Raw genomic sequence first — 15,106 nt, forward strand, 5'->3', positions numbered from 1 at the left:
CTTCCTACTTGCACTGCTGGACCGTCTCCAGGACGATCTCGGCGGCCTGGTTCATTTCGTCGATCGCGAGCCACTCCTTGACGGTGTGGATGTCGTGCATGCCGGTGCCGAGGTTGGCGACGGTGATTCCCTTTTTGTTGAAGACGTTGGCGTCGCAGCCGCCGCCGGTCGCATGGGTCCGCACCTTGTAGGAAAGGGCCTGGGCCGCGCGCATCACCGCCTGAACGATCGGAGCGTTTTCGGGGACGTTCATCCGGTCGTAGTCGCGCCAGATCTTCTCTTCCACCCGGCCGGAGATCCGCTTTCCATCCAAATCGACCCAGAATTTCTCGGCGGCTTTTCGGAAGCACTCCTGCATATGCCCGTTCTGCGCCGCCAGCTTCTCCTCGTCGTGGCTCCGTGTCTCCGCTTTGACATAGACGTAGTTCGGGACAATGTTGGTCGCCGATCCCCCCTGGATGATCCCGATGTTGGCGGTCGTCTCCGGATCGATCCGGCCGAGCTTCATTTGACTGATCGCATCGGCGGCGATCTGAACGGCGGAGAGCCCCCGCTCGGGACAGACGCCGGCGTGTGCTTCGAGCCCATGGACTTTGAATTCAAGACGGTCGGCGGAGGGGGACTTCGTAAAGAGAATGTTGACGTTGTCGCAATCGAGGACCAGCCCGTCGCGCGATTTCAGTCGGCCGAAGTCGAGGTGCTTGGCGCCGAGGAGGCCGAACTCCTCGCAGATGGTGAAGGCGATTTCGATCTCGCCGTGGGGGAGCTTCTTTTCCCGAAGGGTCCTGAGAACTTCGACGATGATCGAGATCCCCGATTTGTCGTCCCCGCCGAGGATCGTCGTTCCGTCGCTCCGGATCTTTTTCCCCTCGACGATCGGCTTGATCCCTTCTCCGGGAACCACGGTGTCCATGTGGGCCGAGAGAAGGAGCGGCCGCCTTGCTGGATCGGTGGCGGGGAGGCGGGCGATCAGATTGCCGATCTCGCCCCCGACCACTTCGCCGGCCTCGTCGAATTCCACCTTGGCTCCCAGCGCCTCCAGCTCTTTTTGAAGGACGAGGGCGACCGCCTTCTCTTTTTTGGAGAGGCTGTCGATCTGAACGAGCTTAAGGAAATGATCGGTCATTCGTTGTGTGTTTAGCATGGGAGCCCCTTCATCATTCTATTTGGAAAATAGCCTTTTTATGATCGCAGGTATTTCTCAAGGAAGGCGAGGGTTCTCTTCCACGCGTCCTTCGCGGCCTTTGGATTGTAGACCTCTCTCCGGCTGTCGTTGAAGAAGGCATGGGGGGCGCCGGCATAGGTTTTTACCTCGCCCGGTTTTTTGAATTTCTTCAGCGCCTCCTTCAGCCGTTGGACCGCTTCCTTTTGAATCCAGCCGTCTTCTTCCCCGTAGATGTAGAGGATCGGCGCCGACAATTTTTCGATCTCTTCGTTTGTCGGGATCTCGCCGTAGAATGGGACGGCGCATCGAATCTCTCCGGTCCGGCAGGCGAGCTGCAGGGTGAAGGAGCCGCCGATGCAAAACCCGATCACGCCGATTTTTGCGGGATCGGCCTCCGGCAGGGTCTTCAGGTAACGGAGGCCGCCCATCAGGTCGGCGACGGTTTTGCCCGGATCGAGCGCGCCCGACAACTTGGCCGCCTCCGCTCCGTTCTGCGTCACGACGTGGCCGAGCCGGGAGTAAAGATCGGGGGCGAGGACGGCGAAATGCTCCTTCGCGAGCCGTTGGGCGACCCCTTTGATGTGGTCGTTGAGCCCCCACCACTCCTGGATCAGGATCAACCCCGGATAACGGCCGGTGTGTTTCGGGCGGCAGAGGAAAGCGGAGAGAATCGTCCCGTCGGCCGGGTATTCCACCATGGAGGAGTTCAGGTCGTCGTCGGTCAGAATTTGGGCGGCCATGATCCTCTCCTTATGATCGACGAGGAAGCCTGACGATGGGCGCTAGTTGGAATCAATCTCCCTCGATTGAAGGTAGGTCAAGACGATCTGGATCACCTGGTCGGGATGAAGCCGGCTGAGGTGCCGCCGCCCCGTCTCGTCGGTGTATTTTAAAGCGGAGGTCATCGATTGGGCGGCGTAGCCCCCCGCCATCCATTTTCCCTCCCGGAGTCCCTCGTGGCGGTTGAGGTGTTCGGCGAGTGGCTCCATCGGAATCGGCTGGATCGGCGGACGGGTGACCGTCTCGGCCCAGGCGTAGTAGCGGTATTCGAGCTCATAACCGAACCCCCCTTCTTCCCGTTCCCGGTCTTCGATCACCAGGAAAAGATTTCCCTGGCAGTGATGATCGATCGCCTGCCGGGCCGGCCGCTGCTCGTCGATGATGACGGAAAGCCCCTCCTGCTCGTGCTCCTCGACGCCGATGATCCCTTTCTCGAAGAGCTCCATCGATTGAACGATGCTGTCGTAGGATTCCCGCCAGAGGGGGCGGTATTCGTCTTTGCGCCGGAAGAGATCGGGGAGCATCGGCATCAACGTTTTATAGAGGAAGGCTTCTTTCGGGCCGGGGTAGGCTGAAAGCTGAGAGAGGATCGGGCTTTCACCGGAAGCGGCCAGCCCCTCGATGAGCAGGTTCATCTGAACCCCTTCTTCCGAAGAGAAGGAAGAGAAGTCGCCCGCCTCGGCGGCGGCGATCAACCGCCCCGCCATCGGCTCCGCCTTCCTCGGATTAAGAAGGGTCCAGACCGAGAGGAGCCCGTCGGTATCGAAATGGTTGTTCGTGATAATGCTGACCTGCGGAAAAAATTGCTTTTGATTCGGATGGGAGAGATAGCGCAGGACGATTTCGGTGGAGGTGTCGGCCTTGAGGGGAGCGGGGGTCTGATTCCCCTTCCAGTGGCTCAAATGATGGCTTTGAGGGACGAGCCCGTCGACCGAGATCTTGGGAACCCCCTTCATCGCCTCTTCGTAGAAGTAAAAGACCATACCCTAATAAATCGCCCTGTCGCCGCTATTTGAGATGGAGTATGGAATCGCCATTGACGGCCTGCATCGAATGGCGGTTCCTATTGAGGGGCTTGGCCGGTCCCCGTTCTCCGGAGATCGGTCTAAACGAATGGTTTACTATATCAAAATTTGAATCATAATTGAAGGCCTTTGCTTAAAAATATGAAATTGACCCATTGGCGGGGCGTCGGCGGGCCCAAAAGTGCTTGCCATCGGAAAAAGGGGCGTGATATCCTCTCGCATGAGAGGACCCCTTGGTGCGGTCCTCATTCCTTTTTCCGGCGGTGGCCCGGCGGTGGCGAGATGATACATCCCTTTCAAGAAAAGTTTCCCAAATTCCCTTCGACCGTTTTCATCGAAGCGTCGGCGCAGGTGATCGGTGACGTGGAGATGGGGGCGTACAGCTCGGTCTGGTTTGGGTCGGTGGTCCGGGGGGATGTGAATTACATCCGGATCGGCGACCGGACCAATATCCAGGATCTTTCGGTTCTGCATGTGACCCGGAAGACCCATCCCCTCGTCATCGGCAGTGAGGTGACGGTCGGACACCGTGTGACGCTGCACGGCTGCACGGTGCGGGATCGGGTGCTGGTGGGGATGGGGGCGATTTTGCTCGACGGCGCCGAGGTGGGGGAGGGATCGATCATCGGCGCGGGGGCGCTGGTGACGGAGGGGGTGAAGATCCCCCCCGGCTCGCTGGCCCTGGGAGTGCCGGCCCGGGTGAAGCGGCCGCTGACGCCGGAAGAGAGCGCCTTTCTCTCCCAGTCGGCACGCAACTATGTCGACCTGGCGCAGATCTATTTAAAACAGACCTCCAAATAAAGGGGAGCGATTTGTTCCGTGGCATTCTGATCCGGTGGCTGGTGAACGCGGGGGGGTTGTTCTTGATCTCGTATGCCCTGGAGGGGATCGAGGTCGAGGGAGCGCTCCCCGCGCTGATTGCGGCGGCGGTCCTCGGGATCATCAACGCGATCATCCGCCCGATCCTTCTCATTTTGACCCTCCCGATCAACATCTTGACCCTTGGCCTCTTTACCTTGGTCCTCAACGGCGCGATGTTGGCGCTGGCCGCTCAGGTGGTTCGGGGATTTACGGTCTCGGGCTTCTGGTCGGCGGTGCTCGGCGCGCTTCTCCTCTCCATCCTCAGCAGCGTCATGTCTTTCTTCATCGAGGATATCGCGCGGCCCCGATCCGAATATTAAAAAAGCGGGCCGAGTTTTCCCGGCCCGCCGTTGTCCCGCTTCAATTGGTTTAAGCCACTTCCCTCCGGGAAACCCCTTCTTCTCCGGTCGTCGAGATGTCCCTTGCGCCGCTTTCTCTGAAAATTTCTTTGGCGCGATCGACCTCTTCGGATGTTTCGCAATGGACGGAGATTAAGATTCCCCCTTCTTTGACCTTTGCCTCATACTGCTTGGCCTCGTATTCCGGCATTCCGAGCCCGATCAGTCCTCCCGCAATCCCCCCGGTCGCGGCGCCGATGGCGGCGCCGCCGAGCGCCGCCATGATGGGGCCCGCGGCGATAAAGGGGCCGACTCCCGGGATGGCAAGTGAGCCGATCCCGACCAGCCAGCCGGCGACCCCGCCGATCACCCCGCCGGTGGTTGCGCCGGTGGCGACCCCTTCCGGGGCTTTGGTCGCTTTTTTGTGAATGAAATCCCGAACCCCTTCCTTATCGGGGGTCAGGACCGAAATATCGGTCGGCGCGAACCCCGCGGCGTTGAGACGATTGAGGCAGCTCTCCGCCTGATAGGGACTATCGAAAATGCCAACGACTGCTTTCTTCGCCATCCGTGATCTCCTTATCTCATCGTGGAGGATTTCACCTCCAGCTCATTTTCAACTTTTCCCGCCCCGGCGATCTGCTCCGCCTTCCTGGCGATCTTCTCTTTTTCGGCCGGGCTGTTGACCGGTCCGCGAAGGGTTACCTTTCCCTCCTGCGTGATAATTTTTACATTCTTCGCCGTGGTGGAGAGGGAATCATCTTCCGTGATCTCTTTCCGAATTTTCCGGGTGGTCTCGACGTCGGCGGGGTCGGTGCCTTGCATCTCCGGCGTCACGGCCGAGGAGCCCCGGTCCCTCTGGTTGATCTCGCTGTTGTCCGGCGCGACGGACGGACCTTCCTTCTCCACCGCATCGGCCGGCCCGCCGGTCAATACAAAGAGAACTGCAATGATCCAAACGATTCGCTTCATTTCAACATCCTCCCGTTGTTACGAGCGGATCTTTTTCAACAGGGTGTTCCCCAAAGATCCGGCCCGCTCTCCGATCACCTGCACCCCCTGTTCGATGACCTTGGCTCCCCGCTTCAGCATCTTCTTCGCTTTCGGTGTCGCCTTTTTAATCTGGTATCCGAGCCCGCTTCTTCTGGGGGATGCTTTTTTCCGGCCGGGCGATTTCGCGACCGTTTTTTTTCGTCTGACCTGCCTTTTCTTCTCCGGCATAATGGTCCTCCTTCTATTCATAATATTCATATGGGTTCAGTTGGGAATATTCCCAATGAGGAGGTTGAGTGCAATTCATAGACCGTCGCGGAGCGGCGGTTTTCAAGGACGATATGGGCCGATAGGGGTAGGAACGCAGGTAACGAGGGGACATCTCCAGCAGTGGAAAGGAATGAATATGTATATTTTGCACAGTCATGATCGGACATAATGAAAGGGAATACAAAAAGGATGAGATTGGGATGGTTGCTTGCGATTTTGGGATATTACCTGTGAAAAAAAGGAACAAGTCGAGGTCGAGAGTCTTGCATGCGGGACCCTGAATTGCAAAAGACATCTATGTTATAATGAATTATTCCAAAATGAAGCGTTCATCGCTTTCTCTCCTTTGGAGGCCGCTCATGCCGCAGAAAAAAGAATTTCCAGGTTGGACACTTTTCGTTATCCTTTTCATCGTCACTGTGCTCCCCTTTTTCTTCTTCACCCCTCAGGCCCGTCAGACCTCCTACAGCGATTTTAAGCGCCTCCTTCGAGAGGGAAAGATCAAGGAGGTGGTGATCTCCAGAGACGCGATCGAAGGGGTGAAGGTCGAGCCGTCTGGCAAGGAGGAGCCGTTCAGCACCGTGCGTGTGGACGACCCCAATCTCACCTCGGAGCTGGAAGACCAGAATGTCCAGGTCACGGGGGAGATTCAGAGCGGCTGGCTCAGAGACATCATCCTCTTTTGGGTGCTGCCGTTCGCGGTCATCCTCTTTATCTGGAGCCTCTTCGCAAGAAGAATGGCGGGAGGAGGGGGAGGGCAAGGATTTATGACCTTCGGCCGGGCCCGGGCCAAGGTCTTCGCCGAGAAAGATATCCAGGTCAGCTTCAACGACGTTGCCGGCGCGGATGAGCCGAAAGAAGAGCTGATGGAGGTGGTCGAGTTTCTCCGCCAGCCGCAGAAGTTCCAACGTCTCGGCGGACGGATCCCGAAGGGGGTTCTGCTGGTCGGCCCTCCCGGCACGGGAAAGACCCTCCTGGCGCGCGCGGTCGCCGGGGAGGCGAAGGTCCCCTTCTTCTCGATGAGCGGCTCCGAGTTCGTCGAGATGTTCGTCGGAGTCGGCGCGGCGCGCGTCCGGGATCTTTTCGCGCAGGCGCAGGAGAAGGCCCCCTGCATCATCTTCATCGATGAGCTTGACGCCCTGGGACGGGCGCGCGGCGCCGGGATGCTCGGAGGCGGCCATGCGGAGCAGGACCAGACCCTCAATCAGCTTCTGGTGGAGATGGACGGGTTCGATCCTCGAAAGGGGGTCATCATCATGGCGGCGACCAACCGCCCGGAAATCCTCGATCCGGCGCTGCTCCGGCCGGGACGTTTCGACCGCCAGATCCTGGTCGATCGTCCCGACGTTCGCGAGCGGGAGGAAATTTTGAAAGTCCACACCCGCAACGTCAAGCTCGATCCGAGGGCCGATATCAAATTGCTCGCCACCCGGACCCCGGGATTCGTCGGGGCCGATCTGGCCAACGTCGTCAACGAGGCGGCGCTCCTGGCGGCGCGCAGCAACAAGGACCATGTGGAGATGGATGATTTCGAAGAGGCGATCAACCGGATGACGACCGGCCTGGAGAAGAAAAAGCGGGTGATGAGCAAGAAGGAGAAGGAGTATGTCGCTTATCACGAATCGGGGCATGCCCTGGTGGCGGCGCTGGTGCCGAACGCCGATCCGGTCCATCGGATTTCGATCATCCCCCGCGGCATCGCCGCCCTCGGCTACACCCTTCAACTCCCGACGGAGGACCGTTATCTGATGACGAAGAGCGAGCTGCACGATCGGCTGGCGGTGTTGCTGGGAGGGCGGGTGGCCGAGGAGATCATCTTCGGCGAGATCTCGACCGGCGCGCAAAATGATCTGACCCGCGCGACCGACATCGCCCGGAGCATGGTCCGCGAATTCGGGATGAGCGAGAAGCTGGGGCTGGTCTCCTTCGAGCGGCCGCGCCGGATGCTGCCGGTGGACGGCGCCCCTCCCGGCGCCAAAGATTACAGCGAAGATCTGGCCAAGGCGATCGATCAAGAGGTCAAGGAGATCATCGACCGGACCTACGCCCGCGTTCATCACCTCCTCGAGAATCATCGCGGCGAGCTGGAGGCGATCGCAAAACTTCTTCTTGAAAAAGAGGTGATCGAGGGGGAGGCGCTGCGAGGGATTGTTCGCGGAAGCGGCAAACCGAAGAAAGACGAAGACGCCCGCCCGATCGATCTGACCTTTCCCGAAGCGCCGCGCCCGCGGGCGGTCGGGGAGTAGCGAGGAACCGATGCCGGAAATCAACGCCCTTCTCCAAGGGCTGTTCATCGAAGAGCGGCAGTTGAATTCAGCCTATACCGCTTATCTGCCGCTGCTTCATCCGCCGGTGTTGCGCGAGAAGATTCGCGGGTGGGTCGGGGAGGGGTGGAAACATATCGAAGGGCTGGAGAAGGAGATCGAGAAGCGGGGGGCTGTTGCAGGCCGATCGGCGGCGCCCGCGCCGACTCATCCCGCGTCGGATGAGACGCACGACCTTCTCGATTTTTTCTTCCAGAAGGAGGAGCGGCTCTACTACTCCTACCGGGAAGCGCTGAAGCGGACCGAGGAGGAGGATCTCCGCGCCCTTCTCTTCCGCCACCTCGAAGAGCAAAAGGGGCACCTCGCCGGAATTCAGAATCTCTATGCTGAGTTCCTCTATTACTAATATTTTTGACAAATCGTATCCCGAAGAATAAAATTTCTCTATGTCGACCGGCCGTTCCAATCTTTTGACTGTTCGCGCCCACACCCTCCTCTGTCTGCAAGGGTTTCGCGGCGAGGGGTACAGTCCCGCCTTCGTCGAGAACATGGGGGCGATTCACCGCCGTCTCTCGACCGATCCGAAGACCGCCGTTCGGGTGATCGCCCGGCCCGATGAGATCTGCAGCGCCTGTCCTCATCTCCATCCGGACGGCTGTCATCTGAAGGGGCCCGGTTTTGAAGCGGCGATGAATCGTCAGGACCAAGCGGTGATGGCGCGATTGGGCATCTCGGAAGGGGAGGTCCTCCCGTGGGGAGAGATCCTTCGCCGGATCGCCGCGCGCATCGAAGGGGGCGATCTCGACGCGATCTGCGGAAGCTGCCCCTGGCTGCCGCTGGGGTATTGCCGGGAAGGGATCGATGCGTTGAGTTTGGTTCAACCTCAAGAGAGGTTGTCATGAAGCGCGTGTTGATTCTTTTGGCCCCCGGGTTCGAAGAGATCGAGGCGGTCACGATCATTGACATTCTCCGCCGGGCCGGCGTCGCGGTAACGGTCGCCGGAACGGTAGAAGGGGCGATCGAAGGCTCCCGGAAGGTGAAGCTCCTCGCCGATCTTTCGATCGACAAGGTCGCCGGCGGCGATTATGAGATGATCGTGTTGCCCGGCGGACAGCCCGGCACAAACAACCTCGCCGCGGATGAACGGGTCGGGCGGATCTTGAAGGAGGCGGCGGCGAAAGAGAGATACATCTCGGCGATCTGCGCCGCGCCGTCGATCCTCGCCTCGGCCGGTTTCCTCGACGGAAAGAAAGCGACGAGCCATCCTTCGGTGCGGGAGCGGATGCACGGGGCCGATTATTCCGAGGCGCGGGTGGTCGTCGACGGCAGATGGGTGACCAGCCGCGCTCCCGGCACGGCGATGGAGTTTGCTTTTGAATTGGTCCGGCGGCTGGTCGGAGAAGAAAAAGTCAAAGAGGTGAACCAGGGGGTCATGGCGCGGTTGTAGGGCGGTTTCGGCGGAGAGATTTTCCATGTTGGATGCGTATGTGGCGAAGGGGCTCGGCGAGTATATCGTGATGATGCAGCCGATCATTCCGATCTTCCATCTCGCCTACGTTATTCTGGTCAATCGCCTTGTTTTGTTCGGAAATCAGTTCCGCTCCCCTTTCGAGTGGTTCGTCACCCTCCATTATGTGATGTTTCTTTTCTTCCCCTTCGGCTGGCTCTGGGTGCAGCTCGGCAAGTTAGGCCCCGCCTCCTTCGGCCGGATCGTCGAGAGCGGCATCCCATTCTGGATTCCGGGGATCAGCTTCGGTCTTTCCGGTCTTCATTTTATGTTGACCAGTCTTTTGATCTTCCTTTGGTTCTCGGAGGCGAAGGCGCCGCAAAACGATTTTGATTTTCGGAAGGTCCGATGGTGGAGCTACCTGGTTCTTCCCCTGGTCCTTTGGGGATTCGTTTATCCGTTTCAGCAGGCGGCGCAGCCGGGTGAATTTGTCTTCCTCGGCATCAAAGGGCTCTGGGGTTCGCCGTTCGGCGCTCTCATGAATCCGACCTCCACCTTTCTTTTGGGCCTGCTGACCTTCATCTACCCGCGGGTCAACCTGAAACTTTTCATCGGAAGCGCATCGGTCCTGTTGGTCATCGCCCTCATCGCGGCGCGATCGACGCCGCTTGATTGGCCGTTGGCGGTCCTCGCCGGGGTCAATCTCTTTTTGGGGGTGATCCTGGCGATCAAGCGGAGGAAAGCGATCCCCGCCGAAAATCCGGAAGTCATCTCTTCCCCTTCCTCCGCGCCGCCTGCTTGATTCGCCGGCGCAACTGTGGCACAATCTCACGACCGTCGCCGCAGTTCAACCTAAGGCGCGCCTTCCTTTCTTTCAAATGCCCCCGTAGCTCAGGTGGATAGAGCAGCGGTTTCCTAAACCGTTTGCCGGGTGTTCAAATCACCCCGGGGGCACCAACTCGATCTATTGATGGTTTCCAATCCGAGGACTCGATGTATCTTTCAATCCCGGCGTTAAAAGAAATTGTCATCGACACAATTTCGAAGAAGACAAACATCTCCCGAGATCGCGTCAAAGAAGTTCTAGAATATGATGGTCCCTGGACCGATCATGACCGATTTCTGATGAATACCTTCATGACCGCGCAACAACACGCGGAAGATTCGGGAGTCGATCTTTCTGCCGCGATGGGTGAGACCGCCGACTTTACCGAGCTTGAAGGCGAAGAATCGCTCAAGAGCGCTGAAAGGTTGGTCGAGGTTTCGAAAGAGACGGGACAGCCGCTTGAAACGATTGAAGCGATCAATGCCGCTTATTTTGATTTCATCGAGAACGTCACCACGATGATAAAGAAGAAGTTTGGAAGGAACAACCCCCCTTAGTTTCGATCGAGACATCATGCCGGTTCACTTTTTTTATTTCCGGAGAGACCTACCCCTTCTTTTCGCGAACAATCAGGACCGGGCAAGGCGCTTCCCGCGTCACCCGCTCGGTGACGCTTCCTAGGAGAAGATGCGTCAGCCCTTTTTTCCCGTGGGTCCCCAAGGCGATTAAATCGGTCTTGATCTCTTGGGCGGTTCGGATAATTTCAACGTGCGCGAGCCCCTCTTTAAAGAGCGGTGCGACCTGAACCCCTTCTTTCCGGACGATTTCAGCGGCAACCCGAAGTTCTTCTTCCTGTTCCCTTTTCAGGTTCTGAAGCCACTGGTAGGCTCCCGCATGAGGTCCGCGGGAGGGGGGTGGGGTATAGGGGAAGAGGGATTCAAAGACATGAAGCAGGGTGATTTTGGCTTTCAGGTTTTGGGCGAGATAAACAGCCTCTTTGAGCGCTTCGGTTGCATAAGATGAAAAGTCCGTCGGCACCAAGATCTGTTCTATTCTGGTCATGATCTCCCTCCTCTGTTGGCGGGATGCCTTGAGAACCTGATGCAATTCTGAAGTAAATGGGAAGGGGGAGCAATCCTCCGAATGGGGTATGACGTTACCTTGAGCCTCCGGAACAATGTGTGGACGATAAGCAACTAAGGTAATGTCCATTCGACAGAGTTGACCCGGGAGATCGCAATGTTTTTACATTTAAGGTAAGGTTGACGATTTTAGCAATGTACGATCCCATGTCACTAGAGAAATGACGGAAGGAGACCGATGCTTTGGCCGATATTGATTCTGCTTGCCCTTTGGGCGCTTGGTTTCACTTTAAAGTTCGCCGGGGGGATCATCCATCTTCTCCTGGTCGCAGCCGCCGTTTTATTGCTCGCTCAGCTGCTGATGGGAAGAAAAAGCATCACCGGTCCGCCGCCATAAGAAAGTTCGCCGGCGGCCTATCGATCTCAGTGCTATTTCTCCTTCTGTTCCTCCCGGCGGGATGTCTGCGGCCTGCATCGCCTCGGCCCGCGCTGGAAGTGGCCCGTGAGGCGGCGCTGGAGACGAAGATCCGGGCCTTCATCGCCGCGGAGCCGATGCTCGATCAAGAGAGGGTCCGGGTGGAGATCGACGAAGGAAAGATCGTCCTGAAAGGGAAGGTCGAGCGGGAGGAGCAGAAGGAAAAGGCGACCGAGGTCGCCGTCCGGGCGGGAGGGGATCTGCCGATCGAAAACGAGATCGTCGTTCAAGGGTAAAGCGCCACGCTCGATCTGCTCGTTGAGTTGTTGTTCTTGTCTGTCTGCTCGAGCATTTCAGGCCGCCTCTTTCCTCCCCGGTGTTTCTTCGGCGCGCCTGGGAAGCTGCTGAATCCGGAGCGGCGGCAGGCCGACGATCTCAAAGGTCGCGGAGGCGACGCCGATTCGGGCCTCATCGAACGCTTTGAGGATGTCGCGGCTCATCGCGTCCTTCAATTCCCGGACGCCGTAATCCCGGGCGATGAACCGGACCGTCAGCTCCAGCCAGTTGTCGGTCAAGCGAAAATAGACCTTCGGCCGCATGTCGGCCGATTTCATGAAGTAGCGCCGCTTCATCTCCTCCAACGCCTCCCGTCCCATCTCGCTGATCGAAACGGTGTGGCGCTCCGCCGCGTCGAGCAAGATCCGCTCGGCGCGGGCCCGGTCGGCGTCGTAGGTGATCGGCACGACCATCTCCTCCCAAAGAAAAGGGAAGTCGCGGGTGTAGTTGAAGACCGGCTCTTCAAAGATCTTGGCGTTGCTGACGGTGACGACCCGTCCCGTATATTGCCGGCTCTGGACCCACATCGCCGGCTCGTCCCCCTGCACCGGCGGCGGCTGGCCCATCTCCATGATCGTCGTCTGGGTAAAGGTCAGCCCCAGCACGTCTCCGCGGACCCCTCCCATCCGGATCCGGTCGCCGACGTTGAAGACCTTCCCTCGCAGAATGACGAAATAGCCGGCAATCGCGGTGACGACCTTCTGCAGCGCGAAGGCGAGCGCCGCGGTGATCAACCCCAGGGCGGTGGCGAGCCGGCCCGGATCGTCGAACCAGATCGAGGCGAGCCCCAGAATCAGGATCACCGCCGCGGCGAGGCGGATTCCCTGGCGCGCCCAAAACTCAACCTGCTCTTTGCCCCGCCCATGCAGCCACCAGCGGGCAAGCTTTGTAAAGCTTCGAACCACCAGAACGATCAGGACGATGAAGAGGAGCGAGAAGAGAAGCTTCTTGGCGTTCTCCGCGTTGACGCCGACGAGCTTCACGCCGAAGATTTCAACCGCCCGGTTCGGTCCGACCAACCTGATAAAATTTTCCAAAACGACCTCCTCTGACTTGTCGGAGCGGATTGCAATACGCCCTTACCGACGGCTCTTCTTTTATTCATTCCCCGCCCGTTTCCGTCGGGTGGGCGCGCTCTCCGAAGGCCGCGGAACATTCGAGAGGCTCGATGCTTCGCCGCGCGCCGGTTTTCGGACGACGCTGAAAGAGCCGTCGGTCTCCAGCACGGCCGCTTCGACCTCCGAAAGATTCGCGATCCCTTCCGCCCGGATCGCCGCGCGCACTTCCCCTTCGGTCACCCGCTCCCGCCGCATCGCTTCCCCGAGAAACTCCTCCCGGTAAAACAGCAGGGCCGGCTCGCTCTTCACGATCCGCCGGACAAACGGAGAGTGAACCGAAGCCCAAGCGACGAGATACTGCAAGCCGATGAGAAGAGCGAAGGCAAGAATCCCTTCAACGAGAGCGACATTCTTCGAGAGGAGAATGGTCGCCAAGGTCGATCCGAGAGCGACGGTCACCACCAGATCGAAGGCATTCATCTTCGACAAGGTCCGCTTTCCGGAGATCCGGAGGAGAAGAACGAGCGCCGCATAGGCGAGAACGCCGATGATCAGGGTGCGGACGACCCCCATCCAGTTGTCGAAGAAGATTCGGTGCAGGTCCATCAGCCGAGCCTCAGGGGCCGCTCCTTCAGCCATAAAGAGCAGGGAAACCGAAGTCCATTTTATTATGGCACGGGGGGGAGAATTCGAACAAGCCGCAGGCTCAGGGTGCGCTCATTTACAGGGGGATTGTCCGAAAACGCATTTTTCTCGTACCATGAAAGAGAGATGTTTTTCCGAGCGGACGGGGAGGGGCGGATCCGCCGCGTGAATTAGAGGAGCCTCGATGAAGACGCAATTAAATCAGTTTTGGGATTGGCTTCGCTCCAGCTTCTGGTTTGTGCCGAGCGTCTCGACGCTGATCGCGATCGGCGTCGCTCGGGCGACCCTTTCGTTTGATTATTCGGAGAAGAACGTCTGGAACTTCATGGAAGAATGGATTTATACCGGCGGCCCGGAGGGGGCTCAGGTCCTTCTCTCCACCATCGCCGGATCGCTGATCACCGTCGCGGGGGTCGCCTTCTCCGTTACCATCGTCGTTCTTTCCCTCACCTCGACGCAATTCGGCCCGAGGCTGCTGCGCAACTTCATGCGCGATCTGGGGAACCAAGTGGTCCTCGGCGTTTTCATCGCCACCTTTCTCTACTGTATCTTGATTCTTCGGACGATCCGCGTCGGCGAAGAGAACGGGTTCGTCCCGCACCTCTCGGTGACCTTTGCCGTCGTCCTGGCGATCCTCAACCTTGCTCTATTGATCTTTTTTATTCATCATGTTTCCGCCTCAATCCAGGCGACCAGTGTGATCACGGCGGTGGCGCGCGACCTCGATCAAGTCATCGATCAACTCTTTCCGGAAGAGCTGGGGGCGTCGGCATCCGAGCAGAAGATGGAAGAGAAGCGGACCGTCGTTCCAGCAAACTTCAAAAGCGAATCGGCGCCGATCTTTTCCGAGACAACCGGTTATCTCCAGGCGATTGAAAATGACACGCTGCTGACGCTCGCCTCCGAGAGAAACTTTTTGATCCGGCTGGAGTGCCGGCCCGGCGATTTTATTGCGCAGGGAGACGTTTTGGTGAGGGTCTGGTCCAAGGATCGGCCCGATCCGGAAGTGTCGCGGGAGATCAATAATACCTTTATCCTCGGAAAGGATCGGACCTTCACGCAGGATCTCTTCTTCGGCATCGATCAACTGGTCGAGACCGCCGTTCGCGCCCTCTCTCCCAGCACGAATGACCCGTTCACCGCGATGACCTGTATCGATTATATGGGCGCGACGCTCTGCCGGCTGGCAGGACGGGCGATTCCGTCCCCTTTTCGGTTCGATCGTGATCATCATCTCCGGGTCATTGCCGAACCGGTGACATTTGTCCAGATCCTCGATCGCGCGTTTACCCCGATTCATCATTATGGAAAGAGCGCCCCGATCGTTACGCTGCGCCTTCTGCAGAGACTCGGCACGGTCGGTGCCCGCGTCGTCCGGGAGGAAGACCGCTCCGCGGTTGTTCGACTTGCAGACCGGATCAAGAGGGAAAGCAGACGCTTCTTGGAGAGCCCGGACCAAGAGGCGGTTGAAAAACAACACCGTCTTGTCCTCGCCGGATTAAACGAAGCGGATCATCGATGGGGAAGCGCGCGCGCCGAAGGGTAATGTTGACGGCGACCTGAAGTGGTCGATGAAACGTTTTGCGCTTGATGATTCAGTC

Annotated in this window: 19 protein-coding genes, 1 tRNA gene and 1 pseudogene; 12 read left to right on the forward strand and 9 right to left on the reverse strand. The window is 58.6% G+C overall.

The window, feature by feature from the left end:
- Window positions 1-4: 4 nt before the first annotated feature.
- From MCM46_15035 to MCM46_15045, 3 genes are read right to left on the reverse strand one after another with little or no spacing between them, the layout of a single operon-like run.
- Window positions 5-1,144 (reverse strand): M20/M25/M40 family metallo-hydrolase, encoded by a 1,140-nt coding sequence (locus MCM46_15035; GenBank protein MCG3113130.1) that lies wholly within the window; start codon window positions 1,142-1,144, stop codon window positions 5-7.
- Between the two features lie 38 nt (window positions 1,145-1,182).
- Window positions 1,183-1,905, reverse strand: a complete 723-nt coding sequence (locus MCM46_15040; protein ID MCG3113131.1) for a dienelactone hydrolase family protein — start codon at window positions 1,903-1,905, stop codon at window positions 1,183-1,185.
- Between the two features lie 42 nt (window positions 1,906-1,947).
- On the reverse strand, window positions 1,948-2,928 hold the full coding sequence (locus MCM46_15045; GenBank protein MCG3113132.1) for a hypothetical protein: 981 nt from the start codon (window positions 2,926-2,928) through the stop codon (window positions 1,948-1,950).
- Between the two features lie 324 nt (window positions 2,929-3,252).
- Here MCM46_15045 and MCM46_15050 point away from each other — a divergent pair, with 324 nt between their 5' ends.
- Both MCM46_15050 and MCM46_15055 read left to right on the forward strand, forming a co-directional pair.
- The gene (locus tag MCM46_15050) at window positions 3,253-3,771 is read left to right on the forward strand and encodes a gamma carbonic anhydrase family protein (GenBank protein ID MCG3113133.1); all 519 of its coding nucleotides are present in this window, start codon (window positions 3,253-3,255) and stop codon (window positions 3,769-3,771) included.
- Between the two features lie 11 nt (window positions 3,772-3,782).
- Window positions 3,783-4,151, forward strand: a complete 369-nt coding sequence (locus MCM46_15055; GenBank protein MCG3113134.1) for a phage holin family protein — start codon at window positions 3,783-3,785, stop codon at window positions 4,149-4,151.
- 49 nt (window positions 4,152-4,200) lie between these two features.
- On the opposite strand, the gene MCM46_15060 is transcribed toward MCM46_15055, so the two are convergent.
- The 3 genes from MCM46_15060 to MCM46_15070 are packed head-to-tail and all read right to left on the reverse strand — an operon-like array spanning window position 4,201 to window position 5,390.
- Window positions 4,201-4,737 (reverse strand): DUF3341 domain-containing protein, encoded by a 537-nt coding sequence (locus tag MCM46_15060; protein MCG3113135.1) that lies wholly within the window; start codon window positions 4,735-4,737, stop codon window positions 4,201-4,203.
- Between the two features lie 11 nt (window positions 4,738-4,748).
- Window positions 4,749-5,141, reverse strand: a complete 393-nt coding sequence (locus tag MCM46_15065) for a BON domain-containing protein (GenBank protein ID MCG3113136.1) — start codon at window positions 5,139-5,141, stop codon at window positions 4,749-4,751.
- Window positions 5,142-5,159: 18 nt separating this feature from the next.
- A complete protein-coding gene (locus MCM46_15070; protein MCG3113137.1) occupies window positions 5,160-5,390 on the reverse strand; it encodes a hypothetical protein in 231 nt (76 codons plus the stop codon).
- Window positions 5,391-5,791: 401 nt separating this feature from the next.
- On the opposite strand from MCM46_15070, the pseudogene ftsH reads away from it, so the two are divergent.
- The 7 genes and pseudogenes from ftsH to MCM46_15105 all read left to right on the forward strand — a co-directional run bounded on the left by ftsH (window position 5,792) and on the right by MCM46_15105 (window position 10,526).
- A pseudogene (ftsH, locus tag MCM46_15075) lies at window positions 5,792-7,573 on the forward strand (ATP-dependent zinc metalloprotease FtsH).
- A gap of 115 nt (window positions 7,574-7,688) precedes the next feature.
- Entirely contained in the window at window positions 7,689-8,102 is a 414-nt protein-coding gene (locus MCM46_15080) for a ferritin-like domain-containing protein (GenBank protein MCG3113138.1), read from the forward strand.
- Between the two features lie 40 nt (window positions 8,103-8,142).
- Window positions 8,143-8,598, forward strand: coding sequence for a DUF1284 domain-containing protein (locus tag MCM46_15085; GenBank protein MCG3113139.1), 456 nt, complete (start codon window positions 8,143-8,145; stop codon window positions 8,596-8,598).
- Entirely contained in the window at window positions 8,595-9,143 is a 549-nt protein-coding gene (locus MCM46_15090) for a DJ-1/PfpI family protein (protein ID MCG3113140.1), read from the forward strand. The genes MCM46_15085 and MCM46_15090 overlap by 4 nt, the downstream gene beginning before the upstream one ends.
- A gap of 25 nt (window positions 9,144-9,168) precedes the next feature.
- Window positions 9,169-9,945: a hypothetical protein gene (locus MCM46_15095; GenBank protein MCG3113141.1), complete on the forward strand. Its 777-nt coding sequence runs from the start codon at window positions 9,169-9,171 to the stop codon at window positions 9,943-9,945.
- 78 nt (window positions 9,946-10,023) lie between these two features.
- A tRNA-Arg gene (locus MCM46_15100) sits at window positions 10,024-10,100 on the forward strand.
- 36 nt (window positions 10,101-10,136) lie between these two features.
- Entirely contained in the window at window positions 10,137-10,526 is a 390-nt protein-coding gene (locus tag MCM46_15105) for a hypothetical protein (protein ID MCG3113142.1), read from the forward strand.
- A 49-nt stretch (window positions 10,527-10,575) separates the two neighbouring features.
- Here MCM46_15105 and MCM46_15110 read toward each other — a convergent pair whose 3' ends face one another.
- Window positions 10,576-11,031: a universal stress protein gene (locus tag MCM46_15110; GenBank protein ID MCG3113143.1), complete on the reverse strand. Its 456-nt coding sequence runs from the start codon at window positions 11,029-11,031 to the stop codon at window positions 10,576-10,578.
- Between the two features lie 258 nt (window positions 11,032-11,289).
- On the opposite strand from MCM46_15110, the gene MCM46_15115 reads away from it, so the two are divergent.
- Window positions 11,290-11,448 carry a lmo0937 family membrane protein gene (locus MCM46_15115; protein MCG3113144.1) on the forward strand — a complete coding sequence of 53 codons (159 nt, stop codon included), beginning with the start codon at window positions 11,290-11,292 and terminating at the stop codon, window positions 11,446-11,448.
- A 29-nt stretch (window positions 11,449-11,477) separates the two neighbouring features.
- Window positions 11,478-11,762: a BON domain-containing protein gene (locus tag MCM46_15120; GenBank protein MCG3113145.1), complete on the forward strand. Its 285-nt coding sequence runs from the start codon at window positions 11,478-11,480 to the stop codon at window positions 11,760-11,762.
- A gap of 57 nt (window positions 11,763-11,819) precedes the next feature.
- Here the strand turns inward: MCM46_15120 and MCM46_15125 are convergent, their stop codons facing one another.
- Both MCM46_15125 and MCM46_15130 read right to left on the reverse strand, forming a co-directional pair.
- A complete protein-coding gene (locus tag MCM46_15125; protein MCG3113146.1) occupies window positions 11,820-12,839 on the reverse strand; it encodes a mechanosensitive ion channel family protein in 1,020 nt (339 codons plus the stop codon).
- A 60-nt stretch (window positions 12,840-12,899) separates the two neighbouring features.
- Window positions 12,900-13,466 carry a DUF421 domain-containing protein gene (locus MCM46_15130; protein ID MCG3113147.1) on the reverse strand — a complete coding sequence of 189 codons (567 nt, stop codon included), beginning with the start codon at window positions 13,464-13,466 and terminating at the stop codon, window positions 12,900-12,902.
- A gap of 223 nt (window positions 13,467-13,689) precedes the next feature.
- Between MCM46_15130 and MCM46_15135 the strand changes: the two genes are divergently transcribed.
- Window positions 13,690-15,051: a DUF2254 domain-containing protein gene (locus MCM46_15135; GenBank protein MCG3113148.1), complete on the forward strand. Its 1,362-nt coding sequence runs from the start codon at window positions 13,690-13,692 to the stop codon at window positions 15,049-15,051.
- Window positions 15,052-15,106 lie beyond the last annotated feature (55 nt).

It is taken from the genome of Candidatus Manganitrophus morganii (assembly GCA_021651055.1).
Classification (GTDB): Bacteria; Nitrospirota; Nitrospiria; order SBBL01; family Manganitrophaceae; genus Manganitrophus; species Manganitrophus morganii.

What these genes read in the sequence shown, in the direction of transcription:
- MCM46_15035 (MCG3113130.1), bottom strand. Translation starts at nt 1,144, where the DNA reads ATGCTAAACACACAACGAATGACCGATCATTTCCTTAAGCTCGTTCAG.
- MCM46_15040 (MCG3113131.1), bottom strand. Translation starts at nt 1,905, where the DNA reads ATGGCCGCCCAAATTCTGACCGACGACGACCTGAACTCCTCCATGGTG.
- MCM46_15045 (MCG3113132.1), bottom strand. Translation starts at nt 2,928, where the DNA reads ATGGTCTTTTACTTCTACGAAGAGGCGATGAAGGGGGTTCCCAAGATC.
- MCM46_15050 (MCG3113133.1), top strand. Translation starts at nt 3,253, where the DNA reads ATGATACATCCCTTTCAAGAAAAGTTTCCCAAATTCCCTTCGACCGTT.
- MCM46_15060 (MCG3113135.1), bottom strand. Translation starts at nt 4,737, where the DNA reads ATGGCGAAGAAAGCAGTCGTTGGCATTTTCGATAGTCCCTATCAGGCG.
- MCM46_15065 (MCG3113136.1), bottom strand. Translation starts at nt 5,141, where the DNA reads ATGAAGCGAATCGTTTGGATCATTGCAGTTCTCTTTGTATTGACCGGC.
- MCM46_15070 (MCG3113137.1), bottom strand. Translation starts at nt 5,390, where the DNA reads ATGCCGGAGAAGAAAAGGCAGGTCAGACGAAAAAAAACGGTCGCGAAA.
- MCM46_15080 (MCG3113138.1), top strand. Translation starts at nt 7,689, where the DNA reads ATGCCGGAAATCAACGCCCTTCTCCAAGGGCTGTTCATCGAAGAGCGG.
- MCM46_15085 (MCG3113139.1), top strand. Translation starts at nt 8,143, where the DNA reads ATGTCGACCGGCCGTTCCAATCTTTTGACTGTTCGCGCCCACACCCTC.
- MCM46_15090 (MCG3113140.1), top strand. Translation starts at nt 8,595, where the DNA reads ATGAAGCGCGTGTTGATTCTTTTGGCCCCCGGGTTCGAAGAGATCGAG.
- MCM46_15095 (MCG3113141.1), top strand. Translation starts at nt 9,169, where the DNA reads ATGTTGGATGCGTATGTGGCGAAGGGGCTCGGCGAGTATATCGTGATG.
- MCM46_15105 (MCG3113142.1), top strand. Translation starts at nt 10,137, where the DNA reads ATGTATCTTTCAATCCCGGCGTTAAAAGAAATTGTCATCGACACAATT.
- MCM46_15110 (MCG3113143.1), bottom strand. Translation starts at nt 11,031, where the DNA reads ATGACCAGAATAGAACAGATCTTGGTGCCGACGGACTTTTCATCTTAT.
- MCM46_15115 (MCG3113144.1), top strand. Translation starts at nt 11,290, where the DNA reads ATGCTTTGGCCGATATTGATTCTGCTTGCCCTTTGGGCGCTTGGTTTC.
- MCM46_15130 (MCG3113147.1), bottom strand. Translation starts at nt 13,466, where the DNA reads ATGGACCTGCACCGAATCTTCTTCGACAACTGGATGGGGGTCGTCCGC.
- MCM46_15135 (MCG3113148.1), top strand. Translation starts at nt 13,690, where the DNA reads ATGAAGACGCAATTAAATCAGTTTTGGGATTGGCTTCGCTCCAGCTTC.